We start from the raw sequence: 14,139 nt of genomic DNA, 5'->3' as shown, positions 1-14,139 counted from the left end.
GGGCGATCCGGCCCCGCAGCAGGGGCCTTGGGAAGGTGGCCTCCTGGCGTTCCGGGGGGCCAGAGGAGGGCGCGACAGCTGGGGGTATGCCTCACTGGACGCTGACGGCGAGCCCCTGCTCGATGCCCTCGTTTGGCTGCCTGTCGCCCCTTTGGATCGCGCCCGACCTCCTGGCGGAACAAGTTCGGAACCCTCCCAGAAGCTGCTTCTCACGTTCAAAGCACAGGTCAGGGTGCCGATTGCCGCTCATGACGCAGGAGCTGTCATTCCGCGAAGGCGCCACGGTGACGACGGACTCCGCTGAGGCAGAAGCGCTCCGGTCTTGACCTCAAGTGCGGTTGAGGGCGGAAGGTTTGACCATGACCACGCAGACGGATCACATCGAGATCAGCATGCTCATCAGCCGCTTCTTTCGAGTCCTGGATGAGCGGAAGTTCGAGGGTGACTGGGCTCGCAGCTATTTCACCGACGACGTGCGAACGGTGACCCCTATCGGCGTGTCCGACGGCATCGAAGCAATGGAGGACACCAACGAGGCACTGGAGAGGTACGCCCGCACACAGCACATCGCTTCCGATGTCCTGGTTGACATCGAAGCCGTCTCCGGAAGTGCCAAAGCGTCCTGGAATGCGCTGATGACACACGTTCACCACGATGCCACCCTTCAGCAGCGCGACAAGGGCGCCAACCCTCTCTTCACGGTGGGCGGCTACTACGAGGCCGACCTGCGGCGCACGCGCGAGGGCTGGCGCATCAGTCGCCTGTCCGTCCGGGTGATATGGACTACGGGTGAGCCGCCCGTGCTCCCCCCTGAGATCCAGCCGAGGTCGGCTGTGTGACACACCATTGTCTGAGCGCCTGCCATACGGATGGCCCGAAGGCCCCCGGCGGGATGCGCACACATCCCTGTTGCGGGTACGGCGGTCGCCGGCTTGGTCGCACACCGCTGTTCACGTCAGCTTGACCTCGACTCTGCTTCATGTCCGGCTATTTGCGCGTCGCCGGCCGCGACCGGGACGCCTCCCGGAACCGACTGCTCTGAACTGGAGGTCTGGACATGTCCGAGACGGTGACCGAGTGGATCGGGCAGCACGCCCATCGCCTCACCAAGACCGATTCCCGAGCCCCGCTGACCGATCTCTACCGGTGGCCGACATCGTGCGTGATGCCCAGGTCGTAGCTGTCGGAGCCGCGACCCGCCAGGCCCACGAACTGTCCGCTCTCTCGCACAGGCTCGTCCGGTTGCTGGTCGAGGAACCACGAGTTGAGGCGCGCTGCTTCCCTGTCCCTCGGGATCAGCCGGCGGCGAATGCCGCGCGGAGCGACTCCTCATATTGCGAACGGGAGAAGGTCAGGACGCCGATGGTGTCGTAATTCCAGTCCCGTTGGGAGTTCTCGAAGTCCGACCATGTCACGGTGGATTCCTCGGCCGTGATCTTCGCCGTCAGCGCCCAGCAGTCGTCGATTCCGCACGTGCACACCAACAACATGTGCGCGTGCTCGTCGGCGCCATGCGGGGTGTGGTCCGGGTTTCCTCCGAGGAGATGTTCGAAGGACAGGATGGTCGGATAGTTGTAGTCACCGGCGAGCAGCGGTGCCGGATCCGGTGCGAACTCCTCGGCGCGCTCATCCTGTTCCGCGAGTGCGTACGGCAGCTCGGCCCGGCGAACCAGTTCCAGGAACGGAACCCCGTCCACCAGGAACTCAAGCACGGACAAGGCCTTGCCTCCGCCTGGCCACTCACCAGCGAAGGGGACCACCCGGAACTCGATCGAAGGCATGCGCATCACGGTAGCCGGGATGCCCTGAAGTAGGTGAGCCCGCCTGGTGCGGCGTCAGGGCCGTCCCCGGGGCTTGAGCCCCGGGCTTCGAGCCCCTTTTTGATGAGTGGGTGGGAGAGGGAGGAACCAACCCCCCTACCAAGCCCCCCGCTGACCAGTCGAGATGACTTTCTGTGATCGGCTTGCGTCAGAGTGTGTTGACGGTTTACCGTTCATGGCATTAAGCGGCCCCGGTAGGTGCAGCAACACCAACTCCGGGGCCTGACCAACGAATCGAAAGAACGTCGATCGTGGATGCCACAGAGCTTAGTGCCCCCCTGCGCGCCCCCGCACACCCCCTGGCCAAGCCCGGCTACGGAAAGCGCTCCGCGCCCGACCAACTACCCCGTACCGGCACCGATTTCGCACATCTGCGCACGAGGGAAGCGGCGATCGCCGCGTACATCGATCGTCTGAGCGAGGGCTCCGCGATCGGGTACAAGGCCCTCGCCGCCAATGTCGCCGACTACGGGCAGCAGGCGTGTGCCAAGTCGCTCAAGTTCCTTTCCGAGGCCGGTCACTTGAGGCTGGTGAAGGAGCACCTGGCCGTCGCGGACAACAGTCTGCGGTGGGTGACGCGCACGTACTTCTCACGTACGTCGAGGGACGAGGCGTGGTGGAAGGCGTACGTGGAGAGCCTGCGCGGCGTCGACCTCACGGAGCTGCGCAGGGCGGCGGAGCCCGTACCCGAGCCCGAGCCCGTACCTGTACCCGTACCCGAGCCCGTACCCGAGCCCGTACCCAAGCCCGTACCCAAGCCCGTGAGTGAACCCGTGCGCCGGCCTGTACGTGAGCCCCAGCCCGCGCCCTCCCTCGCGTACCGCACCCTCGCCCGGCTGGGGCGTACCGAGCCCCGTATGACCCTGTCCGCCGCCGAGTGCGCCGCGCTCGAAGCCCTCGCCGCGCAGTGGCTCGCGCGGGGCGCGACGCCGGACCACCTGACCCGTTCGCTGACCACCGGGCTGCCGCACCCGCTGCACAGCCCCGGCGCGATCGCCCGCAAACGACTGGAGAGCAAGATGCCGCCCGAGCCGTACCAGGAGCCCGCCCACATCACCCGAGCCGTGATGCTCTGCATCGGCTGCGAGGAGCCGGAAACGGTGGTGACGCTGATCAGAGGCGTGTGCGTCGACTGCCGGGAGGAGATGGAGGCGTACGACGCGGCGGAGGAGAAGGGGCGCGTCATCGACGCGGTCCCCGATACCTTCCGCGCGGTCCCCGCGCGGCGGGAGGTGGCGCGCCGCGCCGACGAACTCCGCGCGGCGGCCGGCCTGAAGTCCCGCCCGATCCCCCGCCCGATCCACGGCGAGTTCGTCCGGCCCCTGCCGAGGAGGGCCGAATGAGCGTGCAAGAGATCTCGGTGGGGGCACCCATGGAGGGGAGGAGGCGACGCCATGGCCCCCAGGACCAGCGTCCGGCCGCAGATGTCCGTCGACGAGTTCGAGGAGCTTGCCCGACATGCGCCAGAGATGGTGCGGCTGGAATTCATGAACGGAAAGGTCCAGGTCAAGCCCGTGCCGGACGGTAGCCACGGCGAAATTGTGATGTGGCTGCTTGAACAGTGCATGCATCAGCGGCCGGATCTGCGTCTTTACCCGGAGCGGGGGCTGAAGGTCGACTCCTACCGCAAGGGCCGTGCCCGGCCCGACGGCTCACTCGCGCCGAGGGAGAACTTCGTCGGGCAGGGCGAGTGGGCCGAGCCCACCGAGGTCCTGATGGCTGTCGAAGTCACCTCCCACGACACCGACACCGACACCGACACCAACAGGCGGGACCGCATCGACAAGCGTGACGGCTACGCGGCAGCGGACATCTCCGTCTACCTCCTCGTCGACCGCGACGCCCCCTCCCTCACCGTGCACGCCGAGCCGGAGAAGGGCGAGTACCGCTCCGTCACGACTCGTCCCTTCGGCGCCGTGGTCGAGCTTCCCGACCCGGTCGGCATCACGCTGGAGACCGAGAAGCTCAAGGACTACGCGGAGTGACACAGGACTGTGACCTGGTGCTTCCTTGCGTGGACAAGCGCGCCGACATGGCCCGCCGTATCACTGTCAGCCAGGTCGGAGCCCGGACAGGCCCTACGCGTCGGTGCGTTTCGCGAGCCAGCCCGCCATCGCGCGTGTGCCGAGGCCGATCGCTCGTTCGTCCGGGGTGAAGTCGGGGAAGTGCGGGAAGCCGGCGGTGATCGGTGAGCCGGGAGTGCGGATGCCCAGGAAGGTGAACGTGCCGGGGACGCGGTCCAGGTAGAGGGCGAAGTCCTCGCCGTTGTAGGGGAAGGCGGCGTGGAGCCGGATGGCCGTGTTCCGGCCGAGGGCGCCGCGCAGGTGGCGGGCGAGGACGAGAGCGTCGCGTTCCGGGCAGACCATGGCCGGGAACGGTTCGGCGGGGAAGCTCACACCGGTCCCGGAGTGGATCATGGCGAGTCGGCGGATGCCCTCGCGTACCTCCACGTACCGCTCTTCGGGCCAGCAGCGGTAGGACACACCCACCTTGGCCTCGTCCGCCCAGGCGCTGAGGTTCACGAATCGGGCCAGCGGCCCGTTGGGTGTCTGGACGTCGGTGATCAGGCGCTCCATTTCCGCGGGTGTCTCCGGGGGTGTCACCGTCGCGAGCGCGCCGAGTTCGGCGGCCAGTCGCCGCGCGGCGTCGGGCGCGTCCGGCCCGGATAGCGTCACCTCGGCCCTGTCCTGGCCCGGCAGTCCGAAGCCCGGGGTCACGGCGAACCGGCCCACCGGGAACGGCCCGCAGTGCAGCGCGTGGATCTCCTGGACGTCGTTGTCCTCCAGCACGCCCGCGTCGATCATCGCGCGGGCCCCGGACAGGGTCTCCTCGGCGGGCTGGAAGAGGAATACGACCGTTCCGCTCAGCCGCTGCCGCAGCCGCGCCAGGACCTGTGCGACGCCGATGCCCACGGCGGTGTGGACGTCGTGCCCGCACAGGTGGGCCGTCGCCGGGCCGCCGCCGATGATGTCCTCGGGCGGAACCGCGTCCATGTCCGCCCGGTACGCGACGGTCCGGCCCGGACGCGCTCCCCGCAGGACACCGACCACGCCGTGGCCGCCCACCCCGGTGGTGACGGTCAGTCCGGCCGCCCGCAGCTCCCGGGCCACCACACCGGCGGTGCGTTCTTCCTGCCCCGGCGCCTCGGGGTGCAGATGGATGTCCCGGCGCAGTTCGATCAGGCCGCGTTCCAGACGCGCCACCTCGGCGTCCACCGATCCTTGTCCGACAGGGCGTCTCCCGCCGTCCTCGTCGTCGGCGGCGGCCGGTCCTGAGCTTCCCCACACGATTCCCGCGCCGGCTCCCGCCGCGCCGGCCAGCAGTGTGCGGCGTGGGAGAGCGTGCTTCACCTGACGATTCACTGGTGCCCCTTCGTGATCCTTCGTGATCCTTCGTGATCCTTCGTGATCCTTCGTGTGGTCTCCGGGGACACGATCGCCGTACACGGACGCCGTTGCCCATCCGGCGGGCCACCCCCCACGTGCTGGAGGTAGCCCCACCGGCCCGGCCGATGAGTTTGCGGCGCGCCCGTCGTCCTACCTGTCGATGATCCCCGGAATCAGGAGCGGGATCAGGAATCGGGATCAGGAATTCAAGAAGCAGCAGAAAGCGGGTAGTTACCATGTCGAATCTCTCGTTGACCACATTCGTCAGCCTCGACGGCGTTATGCAGGCCCCCGGCGGCCCGGACGACACCAGCGGCGGGTTCGACCTCGACGGGTGGAGTTTCCCGTACGGGGACGAGGACTTCGGACGGTTCATGGCCGGGGTCTTCGACCGGACCGGGGCCTTTCTCCTCGGACGCCGTACGTACGACATCTTCGCCGGATTCTGGCCCAAGGTGACCGACCCCGACGACCGGACCGCCTCCAGGTTCAACTCCCTTCCCAAGTACGTCGTTTCCACCACTCTCGGTGCGGCCGACGAGCCGCTGTGGGCCGGCACCACCGTCATCGACGGTGATCTCGATCTCGTCAAGGAGGTCACCGCGCTGAAGGAGCGCACCGAGGGGGAGCTTCAGGTGCACGGCAGCGGGCAGCTCGCGCGGTCGCTCATGGCGCACGATCTGATCGACACGCTCCATCTGCTCGTCTTTCCCGTCGTCCTCGGCAAGGGCGGCCGCCTCTTCGCCGAAGGCGCCGTACCCACCGCGTTCCGGCACAGCGAGGCCGAAGTCACGGGTGCGGGCGTCGCGATCCATACGTACGACCTGGCGGGGCGGCCCACCCACGGCTCGTAGGCGGATGAGCCGCAGGGAAAGCCCGCCGTCCGTGTGACCCGGCCCACGTTCCGCCCACGTTCAGCGTGGTCCGCGTCATACCGGGCATGGATGTCCACCGGGCAGCCGCACCGCTTCCGCGGTGATCAAGGCGTGAGCGGGACATCTCACGATGCGATATGTCCGAAGCGGAATGCGGCTGCTCGTTAGACTGAGCCGACCGCAGTGATGAATGGCTGCGGCATGACTGATCGAGGAGCGCACGTGGGCCTTGTCGTGCAGAAGTACGGAGGCTCCTCCGTTGCCGATGCCGAGGGCATCAAGCGTGTCGCCAAGCGAATCGTCGATGCCAAGAAGAACGGCCACCAGGTGGTCGTCGTGGTATCCGCGATGGGCGACACGACGGACGAGCTGACCGACCTCGCCGAGCAGGTGTCCCCGATCCCCGCGGGTCGGGAACTGGACATGCTGTTGACCTCGGGGGAGCGGATCTCCATGGCGCTGCTGGCCATGGCGATCAAAAGCCTGGGCCACGAGGCCCAGTCCTTCACCGGCAGCCAGGCCGGCGTCATCACCGACTCGGTCCACAACAAGGCGCGCATCATCGATGTCACGCCCGGCCGTATCCGTACGGCGCTGGACGAGGGCAACATCGCCATCGTCGCCGGGTTCCAGGGTGTGTCGCAGGACAAGAAGGACATCACCACGCTGGGCCGGGGCGGTTCCGACACCACGGCCGTCGCCCTCGCCGCCGCGCTGGACGCCGAGGTCTGTGAGATCTACACCGACGTGGACGGCGTCTTCACCGCCGACCCCCGGGTCGTCCCGAAGGCCCGGAAGATCGACTGGATCTCCATCGAGGACATGCTGGAGCTGGCCGCGTCCGGTTCCAAGGTGCTGCTGCACCGCTGTGTCGAGTACGCACGCCGATACAACATCCCGATCCATGTCCGCTCGTCCTTCTCCGGACTGCGCGGCACCTGGGTCAGCAACCAGCCGCAAGGGGACCAGCAGGTGGAGCACGCCATCATCTCCGGAGTCGCCCACGACGTCTCCGAGGCCAAGATCACCGTCGTCGGCGTCCCCGACAAGCCGGGTGAGGCCGCGGGGATTTTCCGGGCCATCGCGAACGCGGAGGTCAACATCGACATGGTGGTGCAGAACGTGTCCGCCGCGTCCACCGGGCTGACCGACATCTCCTTCACCCTCCCCAAGACCGAGGGCCGTAAGGCCATCGACGCCCTGGAGAAGGCGAAGGGCACCATCGGCTTCGACTCGCTGCGCTACGACGACCAGATCGGCAAGATCTCGCTGGTCGGCGCCGGTATGAAGACGAACCCGGGCGTCACGGCCGGTTTCTTCGAGGCGCTGTCCGAGGCGAATGTGAACATCGAGCTGATCTCGACATCCGAGATCCGTATCTCGGTCGTGACGCGTGCCGACGACGTGAACGAGGCCGTACGCGCCGTGCACACGGCGTTCGGGCTCGACACCGAGTCCGACGAGGCCGTGGTCTACGGAGGCACCGGACGATGAACGGGCGGCCGACGCTCGCGGTCGTGGGCGCGACCGGGGGCGTCGGCGCCGTCATGCTCCAGATCCTGTCGCAGCACGCCGACGTCTGGGGCGAGATCCGCCTTCTCGCCTCACCCCGCGCGGCCGGCCGCAAGCTGACCGTACGGGGCGAGGAGACCGAGGTCGTGGCGCTCAGTGAGGGCGCGCTCGCCGGTGCGGACGTCGCGCTGTTTCTCGTACCGGACGCCGTGTCCGCCCAGTGGGCACCCATCGCGGTCTCCCAGGGCGCAGTCGTGGTGGACGCGTCCGCCGCGTTCCGGATGGATCCCGACGTACCGCTCGTGGTGCCGGAGCTGAACCCGCATGCCGTACGGCTCCGCCCGCGCGGCATCGTCGCGAGTCCGGGCTGCGCCACGCTGTCGATGATCGTGGCGGTCGGTTCGCTGCACGCCGAGTTCGGCGTGCGGGAGCTGGTGGTGTCCTCGTACCAGGCGGTCAGCGCCGCCGGACAGGACGGCGTCGCGGCGCTGCGCCGGCAGCTGTCGGTCGTGGCCGGTACGGAGCTGGGGACGAACCCCGGAGACGTACGGCGCGCGGTGGGCGACATCACGGGGCCGTTCGGCGGGCCGCTGGCGCTCAACGTCGTGCCGTGGGCGGGCTCGCTCATGGCGGACGGCTGGTCGTCCGAGGAGATGGCGATCCGCGAGGAGACCCGGAAGATCCTCGACCTGCCCGATCTGAGGATCGCGGTGACATGTGTGCACGTGCCCGTGATCACCACGCACTCGCTCGCCGTGCACGCCCGCTTCGAGGGCGAGGTCACGGTCGGCCGGGCGCACGAGATCCTGGCCACGTCGCCGGGTGTGGTGCTGTTCGACAACCCGGCGGCGGGGGACTTCCCGACGCCGGCGGACGTGGTGGGGACCGACCCGACGTGGGTGGGGCGGGTGCGGCGTTCGCTGGACGACGAGCGGGCGCTGGAGCTGTTCGTGTGCGGTGACAACCTCCGTAAGGGCGCGGCGCTCAACAGCGCGCAGATCGCGGAGGCCGTGGCCGGGGAATTCACCGGTACGTAGACGGGGAGTTCACCGGTACGTAGACGAGGTCGCCGGAACGTGATGGGCTGCACCTGCTGTGTGATGAGCCACATCGGCAGTGCGGTGAGCCACACCGACAATGGGGAGCCCGGGCCGAGTTGACCGCCGGACCCTTTGTAGAATCTGTGAACGTCCTGTGAGTAAATCGCCGACCTGTGCCACTTGAACTGGGGTGTTCCGGTGGCGGACGATACTCACTCGACTTTCCGCAACCGCCGGTTGACCGGAAGCGTCTAAGCGGTCGCCCCTCTGCGGTGCCGTGGGCAAATGGGGCATGTGGGGGAGATCGGGTACGCATGAGGGCAATTGGTGCATCGTCAAATGCGGTGACGAACGCGTACAACCCTGGGCGGGGGAACCGTGTCCAACAGGCGTGGCAGAGGTTCTCGATTTCACAGCGGTCGTCCCGGTTCGCGGCACTTCGGTGCGGCCGACCCGTCGACCCCGCAGGCCCGGTGGTATGCCGGTGATCGCTCCCATGCCAGCGGCGCGCCCGGCCGGTATCTCGGACCGGCGCGAGGGCGCTGACGACGCGATGGCAGCCGGTACCACCGTCGACCACCTGACCGAGACCTACCGACAGCACTACCGCTCACTGCTCGGCCTCGCGGCACTGCTCCTGGACGACACGGCCTCCTGCGAGGACGTCGTACAGGAAGCGTTCATCCGCGTGCACTCGGCGCGCAATCGCGTCCGCGAACCGGAGAAGACCCTGGCGTATCTGCGCCAGACGGTCGTGAACCTGTCGCGCTCCGCGCTGCGCCGCCGCATCCTCGGGCTCAAGCTGCTGTCGAAACCGATGCCCGACATGGCGAGCGCCGAGGAAGGCGCGTACGACCTCCTGGAGCGCGACGCGCTGATCAAAGCCATGCGCGGTCTCCAGCGCCGCCAGCGCGAAGTGCTGGTGCTGCGCTACTTCGCGGACATGACGGAGGCGCAGGTCTCCGAGACGCTCGGCATATCCCTGGGCTCGGTGAAGGCGTACGGCTCGCGGGGCATCGCGGCGCTGCGTATCGCCATGGAGGCCACGGCATGAACGGGCACGGCGTGAACGGGCACGGCGCGAGCGGGCACGAGCATGATCAAGACCACGAAAGGCCGGAAGGGCCGGACGGTCCGACGGGCGAGTCGACTGGAAATGGAACTGTGAACAACGGGCCGGAAGAAGAACCGGGCGGAGAACTCCACAGTGTGGCCGACGGCGGCGGTGCCCCTCGGGCGGGCGGCCAGGCCGATGTGACACAGCCTCTCGCGGCGATCTTCGGAGGCGCGGGAACGGGTGCCGGGACGGACGGCGGCACCCACGCCGACGCCGAAGGCGACGATGTCGACGAGCTGGCGCTGCGCCGCCTCCTGCACGGCGCGGTCCAGGAGATCGCACCCTCCGACGGGGCCCTCGACCACCTGCGCAGGGCCGTACCGGCGAGACGGGCGCGCAAGCGCCAGGCGATCGTCGGCGTCGCGGCGGCGGCGCTGCTGTTCGGTACGGCGGTCCCCGCCCTCGTGCACGTCGCGAGCAGCGGCGGCGCCTCGGGCGGCAAGTCCTTCAACGTGGGCCACGGGGAGCAGGTCCAGGGCGGCACCGGCTCCGACGGCGGCCCGAAAGACGGTGACAAGGACGGCGCCGCCTCCGCGGACAAGACGGACGGCGGGCAGGGCGACTCCGGCGACAAGGACTCGCCCGAGACCGGCGCCGGAGGGACCACGGGCGGTACGACGGGCGGCGTCGGCAGGGACCCGGAGAGCAGCTTCACGACCGCCGCGGAGGTCTGTGACGCGAGCCAGCTCGACGTGCGGGCCAACTCGGGCGAACCGCAGGCAGACGGCACGGTGTACGGCAGCTTCCGCATCTCCAACATCTCCGGGACCGACTGCTACGTCAGCGGCAACGGATCCGTCGGCTTCCAGACGACGGGCGCCGCCGACCCGAGCAAGATCGAAGTGGTGGACCACACCCCGGGTGACGCCGCGAGCGGCCTGCCCGACCCGTCGCAGGAGGCGAGCGCGCTGGTGCTCGAACCCTCGGGGGCGTACGAGGTGATGTTCGCCTGGGTACCCACGGACACCTGTCCGACCGGCGAACCGTCACCGAACCCCTCGCCCACGGAGGGCGGCTCGGGCGGTGCGACGAACGGCACGGGATCCACACCGGTCGAGACGGTGCCGCAGCTCGGCAAGGACGACGGGGCGGAGGACGGCAGCATCGAGGTCGTACACACCCCGGAGCCCGGCTCGGAGCCGGCGACGACGACGATCGACAACGCGTGCGCGGGCACGATCTACCGCACGGGCGTACTGGAAGCCTCGTAACACCACCGGGCATCTCGGTCCGGCCCGGCGGGTATTTCAAGCCTGTCCGGCGTTTGAGGACACCACTGGCCGGGCGGAGTTGTCTCGGTCCGGCCCGGCGGGTATTTCAAGCCGGTCCGGCGTTTGAGGACACCACTGGCCGGGCGGAGTTGTCTCGGTCCGGCCCGGCGGGTATTTCAAGCCCGTCCGGCGATTGAGGACACCACCCACCGGGGCGGCACCATCTCAGCCCGTCCGGCGTTTGAGGACGAACCGGCCCACCGGACCCGGGTGACACGCACCGCCCCGCACCCACCCACCCCCGCCGGACGGCGCTACGCGGCTGTTTCGAGCCCCAGCGCCCGGTCCTGGATCGCCTCGGTCTCGCGTCGGAACAGCCGGAACCACATGAAGAGCACGAACGCCACGAAGACGAACCACTCGCCCGTGTACCCGAGGTTCTGGAACGCCTTCAGGTCGAGCCCGCTGCCCTGCGGCGCCCGGGCCGGTACGGGCGTCAGCCCGGTCCCCGGCTCGGCCTCGGTGAGCGTGACCCACGCGTCGTACACCTCGTACGGTACGAGGTTGACCAGCGACGCCCCGCTGATGATGCCGACCTGCCCGTTCGGCAGCCCGCCGCGGGAGTCGACGCCGTCGGTGCCCGCGTTCTCCGGCGCCTGGAGCGCGCCGGTGACGGTGACCTCGCCCTTCGGGGCGGGAGGTACGGCCTCACCGGCCGGCAGCCAGCCGCGTACGACGGGCAGCGCCCGGCCGCTGTCGGTGCGCAGGAGCGCCAGTACGTACGAGCCGGACTTGTCGTCCAACTCCCGTTTCGGCACGAGGAGTTGGTCCCCGTACGTACCGCTCGCCGTGGCGTGCCGGCCGGAGGTCTCCTGGTCGACCGGCAGCAGCTCCGCGAGCGGCGCGGTGGCCCGCTTGCCCGGTTCGGGCGCGGCCTCCGCGCTGCGGTGCGAGTCGACGCGGTCCTCGAAACGGCCGAGCTGCCAGGTCCCCATGAAGATGCAGAAGGGGATGGCCAGCAGCACGAAGACATTGATGCCCCACCACCGGGGCGTCAGCAGGAACCGGTACACCCCTCATACGGTACGCAGCGGGTGCGGGGGGCCTGGGGGCGGGTCGGCCTCAGGCCCCCCGCACCCAGGCGCCGGACGGGTTGTTCGCCGCCCGTCCGGCGCTTGAGGACCCGGACGCGCGAGCCTCTACGCGAGGTGCCGCCGCGCGAAGTCCAGTTCCAGACCGACCTGCTTGATCCGCTCCTCGACCACGAGGGACCCGTGCCCGGCGTCGTACCGGTACACCTCGTGCGTCGCCCCGCGCGCCGCCAGGCGGTTGACGTAGTTCTCCACCTGCTGGATCGGGCAGCGCGGGTCGTTCAGGCCGGCCGAGATGTAGACGGGCGCGCGCACCGCGTCGACGTACGTCAGCGGTGACGACGCCTCGTACCGCTCCGGGACCTCCTCCGGCGTACCCCCGAGCAGCGTGCGGTCCATCGACTTCAGCGCCTCCATCTCGTCGTGGTAGGCGGTGACGTAGTCGGCCACCGGTACGGCCGCCAGCCCCGCCGCCCACACGTCCGGCTGGGTGCCGAGGCCGAGCAGCGTCAGATAGCCGCCCCACGAGCCGCCGGACAGCACAAGCTTCGCCGGGTCCGCGAGGCCCGACGACACCGCCCACGCGCGCACGGCCGCGACGTCCTCAAGCTCGATCAGGCCGACGCGGTGCTTGAGCGCGTCGGTCCACTCGCGGCCGTAGCCGGTGGAGCCGCGGTAGTTGACCCGTACGACCGCGTAGCCGTGGTCCACCCAGGCCGCCGGCCCCGCTGTGAAGGAGTCCCTGTCGTGCGCGGTCGGCCCGCCGTGGATCTCGAAGACCGTCGGGAACGGACCCTCGCCCGCAGGCCGCTGCACCAGCGCGTGGATCCGGCCGCCGGGCCCGTCCACCCATACGTCGGTCACCGGCACGGACCCGGGCGCCTTCGCCCCCGGCGGGTCGAGCACGACGTCGCCCGATGTGGACCGCACCACGGGCGGGTGGGCCGCCGACGACCACAGGTACTCCACCGAGCCGTCCGGCCTGGCCGTCGCGCTCGACACCGTCCCGGCGGGCGTCTCGACCTCGATCAGCTCGCGCCGCGCGAAGTCGTAGCGCCGCAGCTCGCTGCGCGCCTCGTAGCTGTGCACGATCAGCAGCGCGGACCCGTCCGGATACCACTCGGCCGATACGTCTCCGGGCAGCTCGATCGCCAGATCGGTCTCCTCGCCCGTCGCCACGTCCCACACGATCGGCTCCCAGCGACCGCGCCGCTGGTGGCCGACGAGGAGGCGGGTGTCGCCGTCGACCGGCGCGAAACCGAGGACGGACAGGCCCAGTTCGACCTCGCCGCCCTTGGTGTCGTCCAGCTCGGCGACCGCCGTGCCGTCGAGGCGGACCACGCGCAGCGCGGAGTGCATCGCGTCGCCGTGCTCGGTGTGCTCGACGGCGACGAGCGTCCCGTCGTGCGACAGGTCACCGACGCCGGCCGACTCGCGGTGCCGGTAGATCTCGACCGGGGCGCCGCCGGCGGGCAGGACATGGATCGTGGAGCCGTCCTCGTCGGTCGAGCAGCCGACGACCGCCGTGCCGTCCCGTCCGAGCGCGAGCCCGCTGGGGTACGCGGCGTCGATGCCGGGCGTCGCGGCCTCGTCGGCGGTCCCGGCGCCGGTCCCGGCGGCGCCACCGCTCTCGAACGGCTGCCGCATCCAGACGCCGAACTCGTCGCCGTCGGTGTCGTTGAACCACCAGATCCACCGGCCGTCGGGGGTCAGCACGCCGTCCATGGTGCCGTTCGGGCGGTCGGTGACCTGCCGTTGGGCGCCGGTGGCGCGGTCCCACGCGTACAGCTCGTACGTACCCGTCGCATTGGACACGAACAGCGCGCGGTCGGGCGCGTCCTCGGCCCAGTCGGGGAGCGAGACGCGGGGCGCCCGGAAACGCTTCTCCCAGTCGGGCGCCGCGTCGGGCGCCGTTGGGGCGTGGGGCTGGTGATCGTTCTTCTCAGTCATGGACTCCATTCTGCTGGTTCGGGGCGGACCGCCGGGGGGTCTCGGCGGTCCTCGCGGTCCTCTTCCGCCGGGAGGAGTTGATCGTCGATGAGGGTGTCCAGCTCGTCCTTGAAGCGCTGATTGGGTCCCATGCCGCA

General features: G+C 69.5%; 14 protein-coding genes. 9 read left to right on the top strand and 5 right to left on the bottom strand.

The window, feature by feature from the left end; all coding sequences use genetic code 11:
* The first annotated feature begins 359 nt into the window (after positions 1 to 359).
* Both OG700_RS17085 and OG700_RS17080 read left to right on the top strand, forming a co-directional pair.
* Positions 360 to 839 (top strand): nuclear transport factor 2 family protein, encoded by a 480-nt coding sequence (locus OG700_RS17085; RefSeq protein ID WP_405614426.1) that lies wholly within the window; start codon positions 360 to 362, stop codon positions 837 to 839.
* A 218-nt stretch (positions 840 to 1,057) separates the two neighbouring features.
* On the top strand, positions 1,058 to 1,180 hold the full coding sequence (locus OG700_RS17080) for a hypothetical protein (RefSeq protein WP_405614424.1): 123 nt from the start codon (positions 1,058 to 1,060) through the stop codon (positions 1,178 to 1,180).
* Between the two features lie 115 nt (positions 1,181 to 1,295).
* Here OG700_RS17080 and OG700_RS17075 read toward each other — a convergent pair whose 3' ends face one another.
* Positions 1,296 to 1,781, bottom strand: a complete 486-nt coding sequence (locus OG700_RS17075) for a hypothetical protein (RefSeq protein WP_405614422.1) — start codon at positions 1,779 to 1,781, stop codon at positions 1,296 to 1,298.
* A gap of 290 nt (positions 1,782 to 2,071) precedes the next feature.
* Between OG700_RS17075 and OG700_RS17070 the strand changes: the two genes are divergently transcribed.
* Positions 2,072 to 3,163 (top strand): hypothetical protein, encoded by a 1,092-nt coding sequence (locus tag OG700_RS17070; RefSeq protein ID WP_405614420.1) that lies wholly within the window; start codon positions 2,072 to 2,074, stop codon positions 3,161 to 3,163.
* A gap of 51 nt (positions 3,164 to 3,214) precedes the next feature.
* Complete coding sequence (locus tag OG700_RS17065) at positions 3,215 to 3,805, top strand: Uma2 family endonuclease (RefSeq protein WP_405614418.1); 591 nt, start codon at positions 3,215 to 3,217, stop codon at positions 3,803 to 3,805.
* Positions 3,806 to 3,898: 93 nt separating this feature from the next.
* Here the strand turns inward: OG700_RS17065 and OG700_RS17060 are convergent, their stop codons facing one another.
* The gene (locus OG700_RS17060) at positions 3,899 to 5,170 is read right to left on the bottom strand and encodes a M20 family metallopeptidase (RefSeq protein WP_405614416.1); all 1,272 of its coding nucleotides are present in this window, start codon (positions 5,168 to 5,170) and stop codon (positions 3,899 to 3,901) included.
* Positions 5,171 to 5,442: 272 nt separating this feature from the next.
* Here OG700_RS17060 and OG700_RS17055 point away from each other — a divergent pair, with 272 nt between their 5' ends.
* The 5 genes from OG700_RS17055 (at position 5,443) to OG700_RS17035 (ending at position 10,961) form a co-directional block, all read left to right on the top strand.
* Entirely contained in the window at positions 5,443 to 6,060 is a 618-nt protein-coding gene (locus OG700_RS17055) for a dihydrofolate reductase family protein (RefSeq protein ID WP_405614414.1), read from the top strand.
* Positions 6,061 to 6,303: 243 nt separating this feature from the next.
* Positions 6,304 to 7,575, top strand: coding sequence for an aspartate kinase (locus OG700_RS17050; protein WP_405621768.1), 1,272 nt, complete (start codon positions 6,304 to 6,306; stop codon positions 7,573 to 7,575).
* Positions 7,572 to 8,630 carry an aspartate-semialdehyde dehydrogenase gene (locus tag OG700_RS17045; RefSeq protein ID WP_405614412.1) on the top strand — a complete coding sequence of 353 codons (1,059 nt, stop codon included), beginning with the start codon at positions 7,572 to 7,574 and terminating at the stop codon, positions 8,628 to 8,630. Before OG700_RS17050 ends, OG700_RS17045 begins: the two co-directional genes overlap by 4 nt.
* A 394-nt stretch (positions 8,631 to 9,024) precedes the next feature.
* On the top strand, positions 9,025 to 9,687 hold the full coding sequence (locus tag OG700_RS17040) for a SigE family RNA polymerase sigma factor (RefSeq protein ID WP_405614410.1): 663 nt from the start codon (positions 9,025 to 9,027) through the stop codon (positions 9,685 to 9,687).
* A 110-nt stretch (positions 9,688 to 9,797) separates the two neighbouring features.
* Entirely contained in the window at positions 9,798 to 10,961 is a 1,164-nt protein-coding gene (locus tag OG700_RS17035; RefSeq protein ID WP_405614408.1) for a hypothetical protein, read from the top strand.
* A 314-nt stretch (positions 10,962 to 11,275) separates the two neighbouring features.
* Here OG700_RS17035 and OG700_RS17030 read toward each other — a convergent pair whose 3' ends face one another.
* The 3 genes from OG700_RS17030 to OG700_RS17020 form a co-directional block, all read right to left on the bottom strand.
* Positions 11,276 to 12,034 (bottom strand): SURF1 family protein, encoded by a 759-nt coding sequence (locus tag OG700_RS17030; protein ID WP_405614406.1) that lies wholly within the window; start codon positions 12,032 to 12,034, stop codon positions 11,276 to 11,278.
* Positions 12,035 to 12,160: 126 nt separating this feature from the next.
* Positions 12,161 to 14,002 (bottom strand): prolyl oligopeptidase family serine peptidase, encoded by a 1,842-nt coding sequence (locus OG700_RS17025; protein ID WP_405614404.1) that lies wholly within the window; start codon positions 14,000 to 14,002, stop codon positions 12,161 to 12,163.
* Complete coding sequence (locus OG700_RS17020; RefSeq protein WP_405614402.1) at positions 13,999 to 14,133, bottom strand: hypothetical protein; 135 nt, start codon at positions 14,131 to 14,133, stop codon at positions 13,999 to 14,001. The genes OG700_RS17025 and OG700_RS17020 overlap by 4 nt, the downstream gene beginning before the upstream one ends.
* Between the last annotated feature and the right edge of the window lie 6 nt (positions 14,134 to 14,139).

It is taken from the genome of Streptomyces sp. NBC_01508 (genome assembly GCF_045040315.1).
Taxonomy (GTDB): Bacteria; Actinomycetota; Actinomycetes; order Streptomycetales; family Streptomycetaceae; genus Streptomyces.
Note: the sequence above shows the minus strand (reverse complement) of the source record. Positions and strands in the feature narration are given on the sequence as shown.

Excerpts from the sequence above, each read along its gene's own strand:
- OG700_RS17085 (WP_405614426.1), top strand. The coding sequence starts at position 360 with ATGACCACGCAGACGGATCACATCGAGATCAGCATGCTCATCAGCCGC.
- OG700_RS17080 (WP_405614424.1), top strand. The coding sequence starts at position 1,058 with ATGTCCGAGACGGTGACCGAGTGGATCGGGCAGCACGCCCATCGCCTC.
- OG700_RS17075 (WP_405614422.1), bottom strand. The coding sequence starts at position 1,781 with ATGCCTTCGATCGAGTTCCGGGTGGTCCCCTTCGCTGGTGAGTGGCCA.
- OG700_RS17065 (WP_405614418.1), top strand. The coding sequence starts at position 3,215 with ATGGCCCCCAGGACCAGCGTCCGGCCGCAGATGTCCGTCGACGAGTTC.
- OG700_RS17055 (WP_405614414.1), top strand. The coding sequence starts at position 5,443 with ATGTCGAATCTCTCGTTGACCACATTCGTCAGCCTCGACGGCGTTATG.
- OG700_RS17045 (WP_405614412.1), top strand. The coding sequence starts at position 7,572 with ATGAACGGGCGGCCGACGCTCGCGGTCGTGGGCGCGACCGGGGGCGTC.
- OG700_RS17025 (WP_405614404.1), bottom strand. The coding sequence starts at position 14,002 with ATGACTGAGAAGAACGATCACCAGCCCCACGCCCCAACGGCGCCCGAC.
- OG700_RS17020 (WP_405614402.1), bottom strand. The coding sequence starts at position 14,133 with ATGGGACCCAATCAGCGCTTCAAGGACGAGCTGGACACCCTCATCGAC.